Here is an 18,288-nt window from a genome sequence, read left to right as displayed (position 1 = left end):
GCTTCACGTCAGTTCTGCTCCGTGCGGGCGCACAGGAGCAGGTCCAGGTTCTCCCGCTCCCAGGCGAGCGCCCGCTGGTAGTCGTGGAAGCGCTTCTCGTGCTCCATCAGCTCCGGCGGGTGGATGCAGCGCCGGCCGTCCTCGCCCCGGCGGGCGCGGTAGACGTGGTGCAGCATCTCGTGGAAGACGATCCACTCCACGAAGTACCGGGGCACCAGCGGCTGGTCCAGCGCCGGGTGGATGCGGATGACCTTCGAGTCCGCCGAGTACGAGCCCATCTTGATGCTCTTGCGCGGCCCCTTCACCCGGGGCGCCGGCCCGTAGGTGATGGCCGCGTCGATGCGGCTCTGGAAGTAGCGCTCGTTGAGCCGCTCATAGATGCGGCCCAGGTCGTGGTAGCGCCCCACCGGCGACAGCCGCAGCCGCTTGCGCATCTGCGCCGGGGACAGCCGGCGGATGAAGATGCGGTTGCGCTCGATGTAGCGGTCCAGGAGCGCGCTGGCGTCCGGGTCGCCCTTGCGCACGAAGCTCGCGAGCGCCTGGAGCACGTCGTCCGGCGCGGCCAGGAACATGTGGTGCAGCCGCAGCCGCCACAGCGCCCGCTGCCGTTGGAAGGTCAGCATCGTGTGGGTGTTGTCGTGGATCTCCACCGCCACCTTCCCCCGCAGCCGCGTGCGCAGCCGGCGCTCCAACACGCGCCGCCACACCTTCACCAGTCGGTTGGGCTCCGGGGCGACCGGGAGCTGCCGGGCCACCCTCCCCGCGGGGTAGGTCCTCTGTCGGTTGATGTTCTTCCGCTTCTTCGCGCGAGCCATAGAGGGGCCGGAGTCTACGGACCCCTCTGACATGTGTAAACGCGCCCGCTCGGTGGAAAACCAAGGAAATCCAACGACTTAATGGCACTCAAGCGTACCCGGTCCTACGTGTCCGCCGCAGGGTGCGGATGCCGCATACGCGTAAGTCGCCGTGCCAATTAGCGCTTCCTCCGGCATGGGACCCGGAGCGTCTGGAGTTCCCCGGTTACAGGTCGGACGTTGTAGGTCTCGATGCCCCGAGGTGCACGCCGTCCCGGGCAGGTGTACTGGACGCGGAGCGGCCCGGGGGCCAGGGCGAGCACCTGGTTGATGGGCAGCTTCCCGCCGCCCGGCCGGCCGAGCACGGTGCGCGCCGGGGCGTCGAAGCGGACATCCACGGTGGCGGGGGGTGGGGGCTCGGCGGGGGGCGCCGGCGCCGGGGCCGGCGGGGGTGCGGCTTCGGGGCCCGCCGCGGCCACCGCGAGCCTCGCGTCCGGCGGCGGCGCGGCGGTGTCGGCGACGGCGGGTTCCGAGGGCTTCGTCGTCGTGGCGCCCTCCGCGAGCGCGGGCGCCGCGGACGTCGGGGGCGCCGCCACCTCCGGAGCGGGCGTGGGCGGCTTCGTGGGGGCCGTGCCCAGGGGGCCCGGCCGCGCCGGGCCTCCGGTCGGAGCCCCCTTCATGGGCGTGGGAGGCGACGGGGCGTCCTGGCTGAAGAGGCCCATCATCCACGCGAGCCCCAGGCCCAGCACGGCGAAGAGCATCGCGCCCACCACGAACAGCACGGCTCGCGAGCGCCGGGGCGACCGGGACGGGGCGAGGGCGTCGGGCCCCTCGTCGTCATAGGCCTCAACCTCGTCGACGGGGGGGCGCGCGGCCCGGCGCGGGGAGGGCCGGCGCGGCGCCTGGAACCCGACGGTGGACTCGTCGTCGTCCGGGTCCCCGGAGGACACGGGCGTGGGGTCCGTGAGGCTCATCCCGGAGGCGCCCGGGTCGGTGTGGAAGCGTTCGTCGTCCTCGGGCGAGGGCCGCGGCGGACGCGCGTTGCGAGCCCCGGGACCGCCGGACGGAGCGGAGCGGTTCGCGTCGCTGGACGGCGAGCCGCCCCGGCGCGGGCCCGAGGTCGGCGACACACGGCCGTCGTCGCCCATGCGCCGGGGACCGGAGGAAAGCGGCTCGGACCGGCCGTCGTCGCCCATGCGCCGGGGACCGGAGGAAAGCGGCTCGGACCGGCCGTCGTCGCCCATGCGCCGGGGGCCGGAGGAAAACGGCTCGGACCGGCCGTCGTCGCCCATGCGCCGGGGGCCGGAGGAAAGCGGCTCGGACCGGCCGTCGTCGGCGGGGGCCGAGCCCGGGCGGCGCGAGGCCGAAGGCGGCGTCGAGGCGCGCGCTTCGGACGCATGGGGGGGCGTGCGGCGCGGGGTGGGCGCGAAGGGATCCTCTCCGGACCCCGCCCCACGAGGCATGGCCACACCGGTCGACGGACGCCTTGAACGGTCTCCCGCGCCCCGCCGCGACGGCGCGGGCGCGATGGCCCGGGGACGGCGCGCGCGCAGCGGCACGGTGGAGTCGCCGTCTTTGTCCTCCTCCTGCACGTCCTCGTCCCAGGCTTCCGCCTCGAACACGGGCTCCAGGTGGCGGCGCGGCGCGGGCGCCCCGGGCATCGTCCCGACCGCGGTGGACTCGCCGTCGTCGTCCTCGTCGCTGTCGCCGCGCGTGGGCAGGTCGCGCGGGAGCGCCATCTGCGTCTCGGGCTCCTTCTCGTCCGCGTCCCAGGAGCGCAGCGCGGCGGCCTCCGCCGTGGGCCTGCGCGCGGGAGGCCGGGCCACCAGTGCCACGGGCGTCAGCGCCGAGGGCCCCCGCGCATGCGACGCCGTCCCGCCCAGCGGCAGGGTGCGCGCGGCCGTGTCCTCGTCCTCCTGCGCGAGCGGCAGCGTGCGCGACGCAGTGTCCTCCGCGAGAGGCAGCGTCCGCGCGGCGGTGTCCTCCGCGTCGGCCAGGGGCAGCGTGCGCGCGGCGGTGTCCTCCGGCGGGTCGGGCACCGGGGGCGGGGGCGGCGTGCGCAGGGACGGCAGCGGCACCGTGGCCTCGTGCCGGCCCGCGCGCTTCGCCGGGGGGATGTGGAGCACGGTGCGCTCCTCCTTCTCCCCCAGCAGCCGCGCGATGTACTGCGCCACGTCCAGGCTCTGCTTGAGCACGCCCGACGCGAGGAACGCCTGCAGGTCGTCGCGCACGTCCGAGGCCCGCTGGTAGCGCTGGGTGCGGTCCTTCACCAGGCACCGCATCACGATGCGCGACAGCGCCTCCGGGTAGTCCGGACGCACCAGGTGCGGCGGGGACGGCTCCTCGTAGCGGATGGCGTAGAGGATGCCCTCCGTGGTGGGGCGGTGGAAGGGCTGCTTGCCGGTGGTGATTTCGTACAGCATCACCCCCAGCGCGTAGATGTCCGCCCGGTGGTCCAACCGCTCCTGGAGGATCTGCTCCGGCGACAGGTAGAGGAACTTCCCCTTGATGACGCCCGGCTTGCTGCGCTCCATGAACGCGCCGGCCTTGGCGATGCCGAAGTCGACGAGCTTCACGCGCCCGTCGTAGGAGATCATCACGTTCTGCGGAGAGACGTCCCGGTGGATCAGCTCCAGGGGACGCCCATCCACGCCCCGGCTGAAGTGCGCGTGGTCCAGGCCCGCGGCGATGGCCGCGCAGATCTTCGCCGCGACGCCATACGGCATGGAGGCGCCGAACTTGAACTCCTCCGCGAGCACGCGGCGCAGGTCCACGCCCTCCACGTACTCCATGCAGATGAAGATGTTGTCCCCCTCCTTCCCCAGCTCGTGCACCTGCACGATGTTGGGGTGGTGGAGCTGGGCGGCGATGCGCGCCTCGTCCAGGAACATCTGGACGAACTCCGGCTCCTCGGAGAGGTACGGGAGGATCCGCTTGATGACCACCAGCGTGGGGTCCGGCGGCTTGTGCGCCAGGAAAAGCTCCGCCATCCCGCCCAGCGCGAGGCGCTTGATGAGCAGGTATTTGCCGAACGGGGTAGCCGTCTGGGGCGAGCTCAAGGACTTGGAAGGTGTGGACCGCGGGTGGAACTTTGAAGCGGGTCCGGAGCCTACCTGCATTCCAGGCCCGGGGGGAGCCGTCCGACCCGCCCGGCGCCGGACTCTAGGCAGGCCCGGCGGGGCACGCGAACTTTCCAGCCCCTGAAACACGGCCGCCCCCCAGGGGCGCAGGGCCCTGGGAGGCGGTCGGGGAAGACGTCAGGTGACGGCGGATTACGGGAAGGCCGCGCCGTCCACCTCGCCCGGCAGGTCGGTGCAGTCCTGCGGGATGACGGTGTAGGTGTAGCGCTTGTCGGTGCCCGGCACGCCGCTGTCGGAGCTGTTGTTGCCGCAGCCGGTGATGTCCGAGCTGCCGTTGGTGCAGGGCGCGAAGGTGTAGGTGTCCCAGACGCCGCTGATGCCGTTCGGGAACGTCACCGCGCCACCATCCAGCGCGGCCTTCTGGTAGTCACAACCGACGACCGTGCCGCCATCGCTCAGGTTCCGGGAGCGCGTCTTGTCGTGGTAGACGAGGATGCCGCCGGTGACCTCGAAGCCGTAGTAGATGGTGCCCGCGTCCTCGCTGTCCAGGCGCTGGAACTGGACGGGCTGCGGGTTGGTCAGGGTGAGCGGACCCGCCAGGTGGATGCGCGTGCCCAGGTAGGACGCGGTGTTCTGGGCCGCCTCGAGCGACGCCTGCAGATCCTCCACCGTCACCTCGTTGGCCGCCGGCCGGGCCTCCACGCCCGCGTCGGACTTCACGGTGATGTTGAGCGTCTTCCCGTTGCGGTAGTCGTTCACCAGGTGGTGGCGGCGGCCGCTGAACGGCTGGTAGTTCGGCTCGGTGCCGAAGTAGCCCTCGATGTCGACTGTGTTGCCCGGCTGCGGGCGGTACGTGTCCGGCAGGTCGTCATAGAACTTGCTGATGTAGAGGCCCTCCTTCGGGAAGGCCGGGTCCGTCACCCAGAAGAACGAGCGCCACTGCTTCCCGTCGGTGCCCAGCTTCTCGTAGTCCACGTCGGTGACGATCACGTCGTGCAGCGTCGCCTTGGTGCCGAACGACAGCTTGCGCACCGCGGCGATCTGACCGCCCGCGCCCGCGTCGGAGCCACCATCCGTGTTCGTGCCCGCGTCGCTGCCCGCGTCGCTGTTCGTGCCCGCGTCCGTGCCGGCATCGGTGCTGCAGACGCCCGTACAGCCGGCGTCGGGGGTGGGATTGGGATCGTCATCACGGCCGCCACAGCCGGCCGCGGTGGCCATCGCCGCGGCAGCCAGGAGGGCCGCAGCGCCCAGCTTCGTGCGCAGTTCCATTTGAAATTCTCCGGGGGGTGAAGGGCGCCGAGGTGGTTGAAGTCCGACGCCGGTCGGGCTGAGGATTCGGGCCCTTATACCGGCGGCTCCACGGGGCCGGCAAGGAACGGACCGGCCCCCCGTTCGTGACATCATCGTCAATTCAGGAATAGGTGGATCATGCTGCCGCGCGACATGTTTCGTAACGGGCTGAAGCCCACGCTCCACATCGCGCACCGCGGCGGAGCGCTGCTCGCGCCGGAGAACACCCTGGAGGCCTTCCAGCGCGCCGTCCACACTCACCGCACGGACATGCTGGAACTGGACGTGCACCTGTCGCGCGATGGCGAGGTCATCGTCGCGCACGACGACACGCTGGAGCGCTGCACCGATGGGGAAGGTCCGCTCGCGGCGCTCACGCTGGCCCATCTGCGCGAGCTGGACGCGGGCTACCGCTTCACGCCGGACGAGGGCCGCACCTTCCCCTTCCGCGGCCAGGGGGTGCGGCTGCCCACGCTGCGCGAGGTGCTGCGCGCCTTCCCGTCCCTGCGCCTCAACGTGGAGCTCAAGCCGGATGTGCCGGGCGCGGAAGCGGTGCTCGCCCGCCTGCTCACCGAGGAAGGGGCCCTGGGCCGCGTGTGCCTGGGCAGCGAGCAGGACGTCATCGCGGAGCGGCTCTTCGAGCAACTGCCGGACGCGTGCTACTTCTACCCGCGCGACGCGCTGGCCTCGTTCGTCCTGGCGCTCAAGGCGGGCGAGGCGCCGCCGGAGGACGCGCGCTTCAGCGTGCTCGACATGCCGCTGTACTTCGGCGAGGTGCGGCTGGTGGACGACGCGCTGCTGAAGGCCGCGGCCGAGCGCGGCAAGTGGATCAACGTCTGGACCGTGGATGATCCGGCGGAGATGGACCGGCTCCTCCAGGAGGGCATCGGCGGCATCATGACCGACCGGCCGGACCTGCTCCGCCAGCGAATGGACGCCCTGGGAAAGCCGGGTTAAGCCTTCGGGCTCCATGCCCCGCTCCACCGCCCGCGCGCGTCCGGCCACGTCCCGCACCGAGCCGCCCTCCTCCAAGGCGCCGCCCCCGGCCGAGTCCGAAACGAAGCCCTCCGCCCGCAACACCGTCAAGGTGAAGGTGCCGCGCGCCAAGCGCTTCGTGGCGCTCGCGGGCAACATCGGCGCGGGCAAGACGACGGCCGCGAAGCTCATCAGCCAGGGCTTCGGCTTCGAGCTCTTCGACGAGCCCGTCATCGACAACCGCTTCCTGCGTGACTACTACGGGGACATGTCGCGGTGGTCGTTCACGCTGCAGTTGGAGTTCCTCATCCGGCGCGTGGAGCACCACGAGCTCATCCACTCCGTCCGGAAGAGCTGCGTGCAGGACCGCACGCTCTACGAGGACCCCGAGATCTTCGCCAAGTACCTGCACGGCCTGGGGCACATGACGAACGCGGAGCTGGACCTGTACTACGAGTACTTCCAGCGGCTGTCGCGCCACATCGTGCGGCCGGACAAGGTCATCTGCTTCGACGTGCCCTCCGAGGACGTGCTGCTCCAGCGCATCCGCACGCGCGGACGGGCGGAGGAGAAGGGCATCGGGCGGCAGTTCCTCAAGGGCCTCAACGGCTACTACGCGGGCTTCCCCCAGGTGCTCCAGGAGAAGTACGGCGTGGAGTGCCTGGTGGTGGACGTGACGACGCAGGACATCCGCCGGGGCCCGGGGCGCGAGGAGTTCATGGACCGCGTCTCCGCATTCCTCGCCTGACGCGGCGGCGTTTCGTGCGACGCTCGGGCGCGCCATGCACGACCTCAGCCCGAAGAGCCCGCGCGACTCCGAAGTGGTGATGACGCAGCTCATCCTCCCTCCGGACGCCAACAACCTGAACGCCGCGTTCGGCGGGAAGGTGATGCAGTGGATCGACATCTGCGGCGCCGTGGCCGCCCAGCGCCACTGCCGTCAGGTCGTCGTGACGGCGTCCATGGACGACCTGCACTTCCACGCCCCCATCCGCGTGGGCTGGATTGCCCTCCTCCACTCGCGCGTGCTCGCGGCGTTCCGCACCTCGCTGGAGGTGGGCGTCACCGTGCACGCGGAGAACCCGCTCACCGGTGAGCGGCACCTCACCACCAGCGCGCTGCTCACCTTCGTGGCGCAGGGCCAGGACGGCAAGGGCGTGCCCGTGCCGCCGCTGCTGCTGGAGTCGGAAGCGGAGCGCCAGGCCTTCCAGGAGGCCGAGGCCCGCCGCGCCCAGCGCCGCAACCGCGGCCAGGGTGAGCAGAACTGGATGAAGGTGATGAAGCCCGTGGCCGGCGCCTGAGGGCTGGACGCACGAAGGGCCGGGGGCACGCCTGTCCGGCGTCCCATCCCGGCCCTCCTTCCCCGCGCCGTGGGGACGGCGGCTCAGGTGGTGAACGACGTGCCGCAGCCGCAGGACGACTTGGCGTTCGGGTTCTCGAACTTGAAGCCCGCGCCGGTGATGCTGGTGACGTAGTCGATGTGCGTGCCCGTGAGGTACTGGGCGCTCAGCGCGTCCGTGGCGATGGTCACGCCATCCTGCTCCCACGTCTGGTCGCCCGCCTTCGTCTCCTTGACGAGGTTCAGGTCGTAGCCCAGGCCGCTGCAGCCGGAGGGCACCACGCGGATGGAGAAGAAATAGCCCTGGAAGCCCTGGGCCTGGATGACCGTCTTCACCTGGGCGATGGCGGCGGCCGTCAGGACGACGGGCGCGGAGGTGGCGGGCTGGGAGTCCGGCGTGGAGCCGGCGACGGCGGTAGAAGTATCCATGTGCTTCACTCTCCTCGTGGACGGCGCCTCATAACGCCCCGGCGCCCGAAAAGCCAAGGGACCTGACGGGCCCCTTCCCGGCTCAACAGAAGATAACCCCCATGCCCATCCCTGAAATCACCCCCGCCGAGCTGGCCCGGCGCCTGGCCGGCCCCCCCGAAGCGCGCCCCGTGCTGGTGGACGTGCGCTTCCCGCACGAGCACGAGTGGGTGGCCCTGCCCGGCTCGGTGCTGATGCCCCTGCCGGAGCTGGAGGACTTCCACGCGCAGCTGGACGCCCTCCGGGGCCGCCCCGTGGTCGTCTACTGCCACCACGGGGTGCGCAGCCTGGACGGCGCCGCGTACCTCATCGACCGGGGCCTGGACGCCGTGTCGCTCCAGGGCGGCATCGACCTGTACTCGCGCACCGTGGACCCTTCCCTGCCGCGCTACTAGAGCGCGGAGGCCAGGTCGAGGGGCAGGTCCGTCGTCTCGTCGGGCTTGATGGTGGCCTCGAAGGCGACGGGCTCCTTGAGCTGCTTGCCGCGCAGCTCCAGGCGCTGCTTGCCCTCCATCAGCTTGAGCGTCGTGCCGGCGCTGCCCATCATCTGGTTGTTCCGGTACACCGTGAGCCCCGACGCCATCGACCTGGGGGTGATCTTCAGCTTGAGGGTGCCCTCCTTGAAGCTGCGCTCGAAGGTCTTCAGCTCGCCGGGCTGGCCGAACGCGAGCTCCTCCGAGTCCTCCAGGTAGATCCCCTGGGCGTCGTTCTCCAGGATGAGCGTGTCCTGCAGGTGGGCGCCCTGCACGCGCGTGAGCGGCGCGGTCCCCAGGAACGTCACCGGCTCCGGGCTGTTGCAGCGCTCCGTGTGCCGCACGGACACCTTCACCGGCTGGTTGGTGTTCACCGTCAGCCACACGCCCTGCGCATCCGCGGCCTTGGACGTGAGCGCCAGCATGATGGGCTCGCGGAAGAGCACGACCAGCGCGAGCAGGCCCACGACCAGGCCCACCGAGACCAGCGTGCGCACGCTGCCGCCCCGGGGCTTCGCCGGCTCCGGCAGCGCGGGGGCGCTGGAGCGCGACGGACGGCGCTCGCCGGAGTCCTCGTCGTCCACCGGCGGGGCCACCGGGCGCGGGCGCGGGGCGTCCACGCGGCTGGAGGTGCGGCGGCGCGGCGCCTCCGCGGCGGACTGGCTGGTGCTGGTGCGGCGGCGCGGCGGCGGAGGCGCGGGGACGGGCTCCGTCTCCAGATCCTCGTCCGGAGGCGGCAGGCGCGTGCGCTCGTCATCCTCCAGGTCCATGCGCTGCACGCCCGAGCGCGAGCGCATGGGCGGCTCCGACACCGGAGCGCCGCGCGACATCGTGCGCCGGGGCGGCGGGACGTCGTCCACGGCCTGGCTGCGCAGGTCCGAGCGCGAGTTGGTGCGGGCGATCTGCGTCGCGTTCGGGTTGCTGGTGGACGTGCCGCGCCGGGCCACCGGCTCCGACACGCTGGAGCGGCGCCGGGGCTGCGGCTCCACGCCGGTGAGCGACGGCGCGTCGTATTCGTTCGGGTCCTCCGCCAGCGCGGGCGACATGCCCGTCGCGCGGCGGGGCGCGGACCCCGTGCGGGTGGCGCCGCCGCGCGAGCGCTCGCGCGACTGCGAAGGCGACTCGCCCGGCGGGGCATCCCAGCTCATGTCCGGGGGCGGCCGGGGCGGCGAGGTGTTGGAGTCCTCGCCCGTGGGCATGAACTGCTGCTGCTTGCGCTCCTCGTCCAGGCGCTCCGCGAAGAGCGTCTTCATCAGCTCCGAGATCTGACCGGGGGTGACCAGCCAGCGCTCGTTGACGAGCAGCTCCTCCAGCGCCGTCTGGAACTCGCGCGCGTTGTCGTAGCGGTCGTCCGCGTTCTTGGCGAGCGCGCGCATCACCACGTGGTCCATGTCCCGGGGCACGTCGGCCACCTCGGACGGGGACGGGATGGCGCACTCCATGGCCGCCTGCAGCGTGGCCAGCTCCGATTCCTTCTTGAGCGGCCGGTGCCCGGTGAGCATCTCGTAGAGCACGAGGCCGATGGCGAAGATGTCCGCGCGCCGGTCCAGGTGCTTGCCCGCGGCCTGCTCGGGCGCCATGTACGCGAACTTGCCCTTGATGGCGCCGGACTTCGTCATCGACGCCTGGTCCGCCGCCTTCGCGATGCCGAAGTCCACCAGCTTCACGGAACCATCGAAGCTGATCAGGATGTTCTGCGGGCTGATGTCGCGGTGGACCACGTTGAGCGGCTGGCCGCGGTCATCCGTGCGGCTGTGCGCGTAGTAGAGGCCCTCGCACGCGGCCGCGACGATGCGGATGGCCAGCGGACGGGCGATCCACTGGTTCATGCTGCTGGCCTTGCGCATGACCCGGCCCAGGTCCTCGCCGTGGATGAACTCCATGGCGATGTAGTAGGTGCCGTTGGCCTCGCCGAATTCGTAGACCTGCGCGATGTTCGGGTGGTTGAAGCGCGCGGCGATCAGCGCCTCGTTCTTGAACATCTCCACGAACTCGCGGTCCTCCGCGAGGTGCGGGAGGATGCGCTTGACGACGAGCTCCTTCTGGAAGCCCTCGATTCCGGACTGACGAGCCAGCCAGACTTCGGCCATGCCGCCCGTGGCGAGCTTCTTGAGGAGCTGGTATTTCCCGAAGGCTTGAGGGTTCATCCCGGGGACTCCCCGGGGGGAGCGGGCTCAGTGGAAGGTGACAGGGCAGCGCATCTTAGGGGACAGCGGCCCATGAGGCAAAGCCGCAAGGGCGCCGCACTGGGGTGGGTCGTCGCGACCTGCCTGCTGGCCCTGCATGCCGCCGCGGCCCCCGCGCCGGATCAGATCAAGGTGGAGCGCAAGGGAGAGCTGCTCTCCCTGTCCTGGCGGGACGCGGAGGACCAGCTCCAGGGCGTCCTCACCCCGGCGGTCATCCGCCCTGGAGAGCCGCTGCGGCTGACACTGTCGGTGGGAAACCTCCAGGGCCCGCCGTTCCGGGGCGCCGTCACGGTCGCGTTCTCCCGCGAGGGCGTGCCCGGCCAGGTGACGCGCACGCTGACGCGCGACGCCGTGGGCTGGAGCACCGAGTTCGTCCCCGACGAGGCCGGCGCGTGGGACGTGGACGTGCGCTTCCTCACCACCCGCCCCAAGACGGCGCACGCGCGGTTCACCGTGAGCAAGCCCCCGGTTCCACCCTGGGTCTGGCGCATCCTGATGGCCATCGCCGGAGGGCTGCTGCTGGCGCGGGTGCTGTACGCCGTCACGCGGCGAGGGGTGACGCCGGAGCACCCCATCCCTCCCCTGCCCCAGGCCCCGCCTCCGGAGGCCGCGCCCACGGAGTCCGCTGCCGCGACTCCAGCACCCGAGGGAGCCGCGCCCGCACAGCAGGCCGCGGTTCTGGAAGCTGCACCCGCGCAGGCCGCGGCTCCGGAAACCTCGCCCGCGCCGGCTGCGGTTCCAGAAGCCGCACCCGCGCAGGCCGCCGCGCTGGAAGCCCCCCGCATGGAGCCTGCGGTTCCGGAAGCCGCACCCGCGCAGGCCGCCGCGCTGGAAGCCCCCCGCATGGAGCCTGCGCTTCCGCAAGCCGCACCCGAGCGAACCGCCGCGCTGGAAGCCTCCCGCATGGAGCCTGCGCTTCCGGAAACCTCGCCCGCACCAGCCGCGGCTCCGGAAACCTCGCCGGTGGAGCCCGCCGCCGCCCTGCCCCGGGAGGCCGATCCGCCCCGGCCTGAAACCGCGGCGACTCCAGCGCCCACCGTGCCGCCGGTGGACCCGCCCGCTGATCGGTAACACCGCCCTTCTTACAGTCCAGCGTTACAGCCTTGTCCCAGCGCGGGAGGGAAAAAACCTTCCCACGTTGGGTCTCGTCACGGCCACGTCACGGGGCACCCGTCCCGCGCGCCACTCCTGGATGTCCTGCAGTGCACGTCCCTGCCCTGGGCACCGGGGTTGCACGGGGGGGCAGGCAGCAGGTCGATGGGCGTGGGCATTTCCGGGGCGGGGAGACATCGGGCATGGGCGGGAAGGGACTGGAGGAGAAGGGGTGGCGGCGGGGACTGCTCGTCGCGGTCCTCCTGGGCCTGCCGGCGGTCGCGGGCGCGGCGCCAGAGCCGGACGAGGACGCGGCGGCGGAGGGCGCGGATCAGCCGCTCCAGGTCTCCGGAGACGACGACGCGAAGGAGCCGGAGGGCGAGTCGGAGGAAGCGCTGGGCGGCGCGGTGGCGCAGGCGATGCCTGCCGGCTCGCAGGGGCCGATCTCGGGCACGCCGGAGCAGGTGACGGAGCCAGGCGCGCCAGTGCCGGACGCGGCGGTGCCGGGCAAGAAGAAGAAGCGCACCGGCCCCAAGGAAGACACGCTGGGCGAGGCGCCGGACGAAGCGGACAAGGCGGACGACAAGGACGGCCCCCGGCAGCGGATCCGCGTGTTCGGCCGCGTGTTCGCGCGGGCCGCCGCCGACGAGCGCCAGAAGTACGAGCGCGACCTGGGCATCGAGTCCGCGCGCGTGGGCGTGGCCGCGTCGCTGTCCAACCTGGAGGCGGAGGTGAGCGCGGATCTCGCCTCCAAGACGATCCTCAAGGACGCGTTCGTGCGGCTGGCGGATGACGACAAGCGCCTGCGGCTGTACGCGGGCCGCTTCAAGTCGCCCTTCCTCCAGCGCTCGCAGGAGTCGGCGTGGCGGCTGCCCCTCCAGGAGCGCGGGCTGGTGGAGGACTACCTCACGGAGACGAACGACCTGGGCGGCCGGCGCCTGGGCTTCATGGGCGAGCTGCGCCTGAAGGAAGCGTGGGGCCTGAAGCTGTCCGCGGGCCTCTTCCAGGGCGGCGAGGACGCGACGGGGAAGCGCCTGAGCGAGGACGGCTCCGCGCGGCTGAGCATCCGCCCGTTCAAGTTCCTCACGCTGGGCACGAGCACGTACCTGACGCAGGTGATTGACGGGACGAAGCAGTACGCGACGGCGGCGGACGCGGAAGTGACGCTGTGGGGGCTGTCGGTGACGGGCGAGGCGGCGGCGGGCCGGCTGGCGTTGGGGCCGTTCCGTTCGCAGTCGGTGCTCGCGTACTGGACGGTGCCGGTGGGCCGCGAGGGGTGGGCGGTGCAGCCGGTGGTGGGGGCGGAGGCGCTGCAGTTGCAGGGCGGCATCCAGGCCCAGGGGCATTCGGTGACGGGGGGCTTCAACGTGTTGTTGGCGGATTCCTTCAAGGCGCAGGTCCAGGCGGAGCGGGCGCTCCGGCCGGGGGACGTGGCGCCCGCGCTCGAGCTGTCGGTGCAGCTCGCCACCCGCTTCCGGTGAGGAGACCCGTGGATCCGATCTCATTCGCGGAAGGCGAAGTGACGAAGCTGCGGCGTGAGTTCAAGCGGGTGCTGGACGCCTCCGACGCCAAGGTGGTGTGCACGCGGCTGTCGCAGGAGCTGGGGGGCTATCTGTCGCCGCCCACGCGCATCGTGTCGGTGTACTTCGACAAGCCGGGCCACCCGCTGACGCGGCGCGCGCTGCTCACGCCGGAGGACTGCCTCAAGGTGAGGACGAAGGAGTACTCGCCGGACGTGGGCGCGGCGGGGCGCGAGCGCGTGGTGCTGGAGGTGAAGCGCGAGCGCGGCGGCCTGACGCGCAAGCGTCGCGTGTGGGTGCCGCGCGCGGAGCTGGGCCGGGTCCTGAAGGGAGGCGTGAGCCTGTTGCCGCTCATCGCGGGAGGCAGCCTGACGCCGGTGCTGGCGGTGACGTACCGGCGGCACGTGTACCAGGTGTCGCGGGAGTGGCGCGTGACGGTGGACCGGGACATCGGCTTCCACGCGGTGTCGCCGGAGCTGGCCTTCTCACCCACGGCGCTGTCGGTGGAGCGGCTGGGGCTGCCCGCGTGGGAGGACTCGAGGGTGGTGGTGGAGGTGAAGCACCTCGGGGCGTCGTTGCCCGAGTGGCTGGCGGCCCTCAATCCGGGGGGCGCGCTGGCGTACAGCAAGTTCGCGGAGGGCATGGCGCGGGTGCATGCCTTCACAACAGGTGGCGTTGGGGTCGCAGGGGGTTAGGGCACCGTGTTCATCGATTTCGAAGGCATTGACGGCAGCGGCAAGACGACGCTGTCCAACCTGCTCGCGGCCCGGCTGAAGCGGCTGGGCTACAAGGTCGCGCACGCGCGCGAGGGAGGCGAGCTGCAGTCGCCCACCGCGCGGCGCATCCGCGACCTGACGCGCGACGCGAAGCTCCTGGAGATGGGCCCGCGCGCGGAGTTCTTCCTCAACCTGGCCCGCGACGCGCAGCAGTTGGAGGAGGTCATCGCGCCCGCGCTGAAGCGCGGCGAGGTGTGCATTTCCGACCGTTATCTCTACTCGCAGCTCGCGCTGACGGGCGGCGGAAGGGGCCTGGAGGAGGAGCAGCTCCTGCCCGCGTGCGAGCTGGCGTCGCAGGGGCTGTGGCCGGACCTGGTCATCCTGGTGGACGTCGACCCCGACCTCGCGCGGCTGCGCAAGCGGCTGGGCAAGGTGCAGAGCGGCAAGGTGAACGACGCGGACAGCCGCAAGGGCCTGGTGGGCGCGGGGCTGGCGGTGCGCGTGCGCGAGGCGTTCCTGGCGCAGGCCCGGAAGGATCCGGCGCGGTGGCTCATCCTGGAGAACAATGATCAGCCGCTGCGAGTACTGGAGCAGCGCCTGGTGGAGGCCGTGGTGGCGCGGCTGGAGGGGCGCGAGCAGCCGGTGCAGCGGCTGGTCCCTGCCTCCACGCCACCGAAGCCGGGCGTGGCGTCGGTGGATGACGTGGAGGAGCGCTTCTTCCAGGCGGTGGACAGCCTGGAGGCGCGCGAGCCACAGCTGGCGGCGTGGCTGCTCAACGGCATCCCGGGCCTGCCCGCGCACCAGCGCCGGGTGGCGTACGCGGAGCGGCTGCCGGGGCTGGTAGCACGGAGCCTGAGCGGCCTGGATGACGACACGGCGTGGACGCTGCGCGAGGTGCTGGCGGCGAGCGTGCCGGTGGACGTGGCGGAGGGTCTGGGGTTCGTCTCGTCGCCGCGCTCGCACGCGCTGAGGCAGCGGCTGTACGCGCAGGCGCCGGCGGCGGTGCTGGAGGGGCTCAAGCGCCAGGACTCGCCGGAAGCGTGGGCGCTGCGCGAGCGGGGCCTGAAGGACGGACACCTGGCGGCGGTGCTGCTTGGCCTGGTGGGTGTGGATGGTGAGGAGTCCTGGGTGGTCCGCGAGGCGGGCATGCGGCGCAAGCTGTACTCGGAGGTGGCGCGCAGCCTGGGAGGCCTGGCCACGGAGCGCGCGGAGGCGCTGCGTGAGGCGCTGATCCCGCACGACCGGCTGGCGGTGCTGAAGAGCACGACGGGGCTGGAGACGCCGGTGGCGGTGGGGCTGCGTGAACAGTTGGAGAAGGGAGCGCTGAAGCTGGTGCTGCGCTCGCTGACGGGCGTGGACACGCCGCGGGCATGGGCGATGCGTGAGCGGGGTGCGCAGTCCACCAAGGAGGCGCTGGACTCGGTGGACGGGATGGACTCGCCGAGCGCGTGGAAGCTGCGGGCCGCCGCGGCGCGCCGGTGGCCGGCGACGGTGGTGTCGTCGATGAAGGGGCTGCCGCTGGTGGCGGAGACGCGGGCGCTGTTGGATCGCATCCTGGAGGAGCAGGCCGGGAAGCTGCCGGTGCTGCGCAACGCGTACGCGGTGGTGGCGCACGCGCGGGCGCTGGAGCAGGCGCAGCGGCCGGCACGGGCCCTGGTGGAGGCGCTGGGAGTGGACACCGGGCGGCAGGAGGCGTGACGCCCATGGAGGGTCCGTTCGGAGCGCTGTTCCAGGACGTGGAGCAGGAGCTGTCGGCGCTGTCGATGGGGTCCATCCTCCCCCGGCTGGTGGCGGCGGCGCTGATTGGGGCGCTGTTGTCGTCGAGGCCGTGGCGGATGGTGACGGGCAAGCCGCTGCCGAAGGTGGAGATGGTGCAGGCGCAGATTCTGCTCTGCGCGGCGGCGGCGGTGATCACGGCGGTGATCGGCAACAGCGTGGCGAAGGCCTTCGGGCTGGTGGGCCTGGGCGGGTTCGTGCGGTTCCGCTCGGGGCTGAAGGACCCAAGGGACGCGGCCATCCTGTTCCTGGTGATTGGCCTGGGCATGGCGTGCGGCCACGGGAACCTGGTGCTGGCGTGCGTGGGCACGGGGTTCGTGGCGGCGCTGCTCTTCGTGCTGGACCTGTTCGAGAAGAAGGCCGTGGCGACGAAGGACGCGAAGCAGCGGCTGGTGGTGTCCGCGCAGGCGGACGACCTGGTGCGCGCGGAGGCCACGCTGAGGGCGGCGCTGGGGGAGCGCAACGTGCTGGTGAAGAGCTGCGCGATGGACTTCTCCGCGCGGCGGGTGGAGCTGGAAGTCGAGGAGCCGGAGCCAGGAAGCCTGGCGGCGGCGTTGGGGCGGACGGCAGGGGCGCCCCTGCGGGGCCTGCGGTGGACGGCGGTGAGCGAGAAGGGCGCGCGGGAGGAGATGGCATGAAGTTCAGGAAGCTGGCGGTGCTGTTCACGGCGTGCGGAGCGTTCGCCGCCTGTGGTGGCGGCGGAGGCAGTCTGCCGACGGGGAATGATCCGGGAGCCCCCACGACGAACCCGGACGGCACGGTGGACCTGCCGGGCAACGCGGTGGATCCGGACGGCACGGGCGGCGGCACGAAGCCGGATCAAGAGACGGAGCTGACGACGCTCTGGCCGCTGACGGCGGGCTCCACGTGGACCTACCGCATCACCGACGACGTGGAAGGCGTCTTCAACAAGGTGGTGACGGTGCAGGGCCCGGAGACGGTGCCGGACACGACGATGACGGCAGTCAAGGTCCACAGCCGGCAGGACCGCACGAAGTCGGGCACGGTCTACGAGGAGAACTCCTGGCAACTGGAGCTGACGAACGGCCTGGTGGTGCGCCTGCGCGAGGAGGACGTCCTGGACGGCCTGCCCTCGAAGGCGACGACCTGGTCTCCGGCGATGATGAAGTCCCTGGCGACGACGCCAACCACCGTGCCCTGGGAGCACCAGGATCAGGTGCGTGAGCTGATCACCTACGCGGCGGGCGGAACGGAGGGCAAGGACCCGAAGTACGTCTGGAAGGTGCTGGAGAAGGACGTCACGGTGACGACGCCCGCGGGCACCTTCACCAATGCCATCAAGGTCCAGCGCGACAAGCTGAACAAGAGCGGAGAGGTGAAGGAGGAGAAGCAACGCCGGTACTGGCTGGTCCCCGGCGTGGGCAAGGTCCGCGAGGAAGGGGAACGCCTGGAGGAACTGGTGTCCTACGACGTGAAGAAGCCGTAGGCCTGTTCATCTGGATGGGATTCGAGCCCAGGTTGGTGCGAGGGATGCGCTGGCCCGGGCTTGTCATTTCAGTGCATCCAACGAAATGTGGCCCTCCAACGCATCCAGTAAATCCTCATCCCCCGACTCAACAGCCAATCGCCCACAGGCAAGAAAACTCTCCCGAGCCAAATCCGACTCCCCCAACATCCCATACGCCAATCCACGATTGTAATAATAAGCCCCACGACTACAATCAAGCTCTATGGCCCGATCAAAGTCAGCAATAGCATTTTTCGCATCTCCCGCCACCGTCCGAGCCCAACCGCGAAGCGAGTACAACCTCGCATCATGTGGCGCCAGCCTCAACTCACCATCAATCACCACAATCACCTCTCGCAACTTCACAACATCCATCGAGACAGAATTAAATCGTTCCACCAACTCCTCATATCCAAGACGCGAACCCATACTTCCCTCCAAGACAACAACCACCCCACCAAAACTTTCAACACAAACACCACAATACCCCACCTCAAGCACCCCACATCAACTCACCGAACCATAGAATCCTCATTCCACGGCCACCACACCTTGGTCGCTGCGTAGGGCATGGATACAGAGTCGCAGGTTTTCGACCCTTAGAGCCTGTTGAAATGGAGCGAGCGGGCCAGGACGTTGAAGGAACAGGATGGCCGACCTCCCAATGCCCACGCGCACGCCGTATCCGAGCGACCTGACGGACGAGCAATGGGCCCACATTGAGCCGTTCGTCGGGCCCGTGGGAGGCGGGCCGAAGGAGCAGGTGCACCCACGCCGCGAGGTGGTGAATGCCATCCTCTACGTGACGCGGACGGGCGTGCAGTGGCGCTTTCTGCGTATCCGTCCGGTCAGTGACGTGGTGTAAGCCGTTGAAGACGGACGAGGTCCGTGCGCAACGGACACCGCGACCGCAGGAGGGTTCAGAGCGAGGGTTGGAGGTGTGACTCGGGCGGACCGGTGGTCTGCCGACGCTTCCACTCGTGCGGCAGCAGCTCCGCGATGCGCGAGTTGGGATGCGTCTGGACACGGAGCAGGACGTCAGCCAGGTACGCCTCGGGGTTGACGCCGTTGGCCTCGCAGGTCGCCACCAGGGCGTAGAGGCCCGCGAGGT

General features: G+C 71.0%; 18 protein-coding genes. 11 read left to right on the top strand and 7 right to left on the bottom strand.

Annotated elements, in window-relative coordinates:
* Positions 1 to 8 precede the first annotated feature (8 nt).
* The 3 genes from U8525_RS28705 to U8525_RS28695 form a co-directional block, all read right to left on the bottom strand.
* Complete coding sequence (locus U8525_RS28705) at positions 9 to 815, bottom strand: hypothetical protein (protein ID WP_374269891.1); 807 nt, start codon at positions 813 to 815, stop codon at positions 9 to 11.
* Positions 816 to 973: 158 nt separating this feature from the next.
* On the bottom strand, positions 974 to 3,853 hold the full coding sequence (locus tag U8525_RS28700) for a protein kinase (protein ID WP_374269890.1): 2,880 nt from the start codon (positions 3,851 to 3,853) through the stop codon (positions 974 to 976).
* Positions 3,854 to 4,066: 213 nt separating this feature from the next.
* On the bottom strand, positions 4,067 to 5,143 hold the full coding sequence (locus U8525_RS28695; protein ID WP_374269889.1) for a hypothetical protein: 1,077 nt from the start codon (positions 5,141 to 5,143) through the stop codon (positions 4,067 to 4,069).
* A gap of 159 nt (positions 5,144 to 5,302) precedes the next feature.
* On the opposite strand from U8525_RS28695, the gene U8525_RS28690 reads away from it, so the two are divergent.
* The 3 genes from U8525_RS28690 to U8525_RS28680 are packed head-to-tail and all read left to right on the top strand — an operon-like array spanning position 5,303 to position 7,440.
* Positions 5,303 to 6,121: a glycerophosphodiester phosphodiesterase gene (locus U8525_RS28690; protein WP_374269888.1), complete on the top strand. Its 819-nt coding sequence runs from the start codon at positions 5,303 to 5,305 to the stop codon at positions 6,119 to 6,121.
* Positions 6,122 to 6,134: 13 nt separating this feature from the next.
* Positions 6,135 to 6,887 carry a deoxynucleoside kinase gene (locus tag U8525_RS28685; RefSeq protein ID WP_374269887.1) on the top strand — a complete coding sequence of 251 codons (753 nt, stop codon included), beginning with the start codon at positions 6,135 to 6,137 and terminating at the stop codon, positions 6,885 to 6,887.
* 34 nt (positions 6,888 to 6,921) lie between these two features.
* Positions 6,922 to 7,440, top strand: coding sequence for an acyl-CoA thioesterase (locus tag U8525_RS28680; RefSeq protein ID WP_120581020.1), 519 nt, complete (start codon positions 6,922 to 6,924; stop codon positions 7,438 to 7,440).
* A gap of 83 nt (positions 7,441 to 7,523) precedes the next feature.
* Here the strand turns inward: U8525_RS28680 and U8525_RS28675 are convergent, their stop codons facing one another.
* Positions 7,524 to 7,907: a HesB/IscA family protein gene (locus U8525_RS28675; protein ID WP_374269886.1), complete on the bottom strand. Its 384-nt coding sequence runs from the start codon at positions 7,905 to 7,907 to the stop codon at positions 7,524 to 7,526.
* Positions 7,908 to 8,008: 101 nt separating this feature from the next.
* Between U8525_RS28675 and U8525_RS28670 the strand changes: the two genes are divergently transcribed.
* Positions 8,009 to 8,341, top strand: a complete 333-nt coding sequence (locus U8525_RS28670; protein WP_374269885.1) for a rhodanese-like domain-containing protein — start codon at positions 8,009 to 8,011, stop codon at positions 8,339 to 8,341.
* Here the strand turns inward: U8525_RS28670 and U8525_RS28665 are convergent.
* Complete coding sequence (locus tag U8525_RS28665; protein ID WP_374269884.1) at positions 8,338 to 10,566, bottom strand: serine/threonine protein kinase; 2,229 nt, start codon at positions 10,564 to 10,566, stop codon at positions 8,338 to 8,340. The two genes, U8525_RS28670 and U8525_RS28665, sit on opposite strands and share 4 nt — an antisense overlap.
* 72 nt (positions 10,567 to 10,638) lie before the next feature.
* Here U8525_RS28665 and U8525_RS28660 point away from each other — a divergent pair, with 72 nt between their 5' ends.
* The 6 genes from U8525_RS28660 (at position 10,639) to U8525_RS28635 (ending at position 17,156) form a co-directional block, all read left to right on the top strand.
* Positions 10,639 to 11,676, top strand: a complete 1,038-nt coding sequence (locus tag U8525_RS28660; RefSeq protein WP_374269883.1) for a hypothetical protein — start codon at positions 10,639 to 10,641, stop codon at positions 11,674 to 11,676.
* A gap of 224 nt (positions 11,677 to 11,900) precedes the next feature.
* Positions 11,901 to 13,178 carry a hypothetical protein gene (locus U8525_RS28655; RefSeq protein WP_374269882.1) on the top strand — a complete coding sequence of 426 codons (1,278 nt, stop codon included), beginning with the start codon at positions 11,901 to 11,903 and terminating at the stop codon, positions 13,176 to 13,178.
* Positions 13,179 to 13,186: 8 nt separating this feature from the next.
* Positions 13,187 to 13,912, top strand: a complete 726-nt coding sequence (locus tag U8525_RS28650) for a VTC domain-containing protein (RefSeq protein WP_374269881.1) — start codon at positions 13,187 to 13,189, stop codon at positions 13,910 to 13,912.
* A 6-nt stretch (positions 13,913 to 13,918) separates the two neighbouring features.
* Entirely contained in the window at positions 13,919 to 15,631 is a 1,713-nt protein-coding gene (gene tmk, locus U8525_RS28645) for a dTMP kinase (RefSeq protein WP_374269880.1), read from the top strand.
* 5 nt (positions 15,632 to 15,636) lie between these two features.
* On the top strand, positions 15,637 to 16,347 hold the full coding sequence (locus U8525_RS28640; protein ID WP_374269879.1) for a DUF4956 domain-containing protein: 711 nt from the start codon (positions 15,637 to 15,639) through the stop codon (positions 16,345 to 16,347).
* Complete coding sequence (locus U8525_RS28635) at positions 16,344 to 17,156, top strand: hypothetical protein (RefSeq protein ID WP_374269878.1); 813 nt, start codon at positions 16,344 to 16,346, stop codon at positions 17,154 to 17,156. The genes U8525_RS28640 and U8525_RS28635 overlap by 4 nt, the downstream gene beginning before the upstream one ends.
* A 63-nt stretch (positions 17,157 to 17,219) precedes the next feature.
* Here the strand turns inward: U8525_RS28635 and U8525_RS28630 are convergent, their stop codons facing one another.
* Complete coding sequence (locus U8525_RS28630) at positions 17,220 to 17,606, bottom strand: hypothetical protein (RefSeq protein WP_374269877.1); 387 nt, start codon at positions 17,604 to 17,606, stop codon at positions 17,220 to 17,222.
* Between the two features lie 220 nt (positions 17,607 to 17,826).
* On the opposite strand from U8525_RS28630, the gene U8525_RS28625 reads away from it, so the two are divergent.
* On the top strand, positions 17,827 to 18,042 hold the full coding sequence (locus U8525_RS28625) for a transposase (RefSeq protein ID WP_374269876.1): 216 nt from the start codon (positions 17,827 to 17,829) through the stop codon (positions 18,040 to 18,042).
* 55 nt (positions 18,043 to 18,097) lie between these two features.
* Here U8525_RS28625 and U8525_RS28620 read toward each other — a convergent pair.
* The coding region (locus tag U8525_RS28620) for a transposase domain-containing protein (RefSeq protein WP_374269875.1) at positions 18,098 to 18,288 on the bottom strand (191 nt) is incomplete at its 5' end.

This window comes from Corallococcus sp. RDP092CA, assembly GCF_041903675.1.
Classification (GTDB): Bacteria; Myxococcota; Myxococcia; order Myxococcales; family Myxococcaceae; genus Corallococcus.
This window is presented reverse-complemented; position numbering and strand designations above follow the sequence as displayed.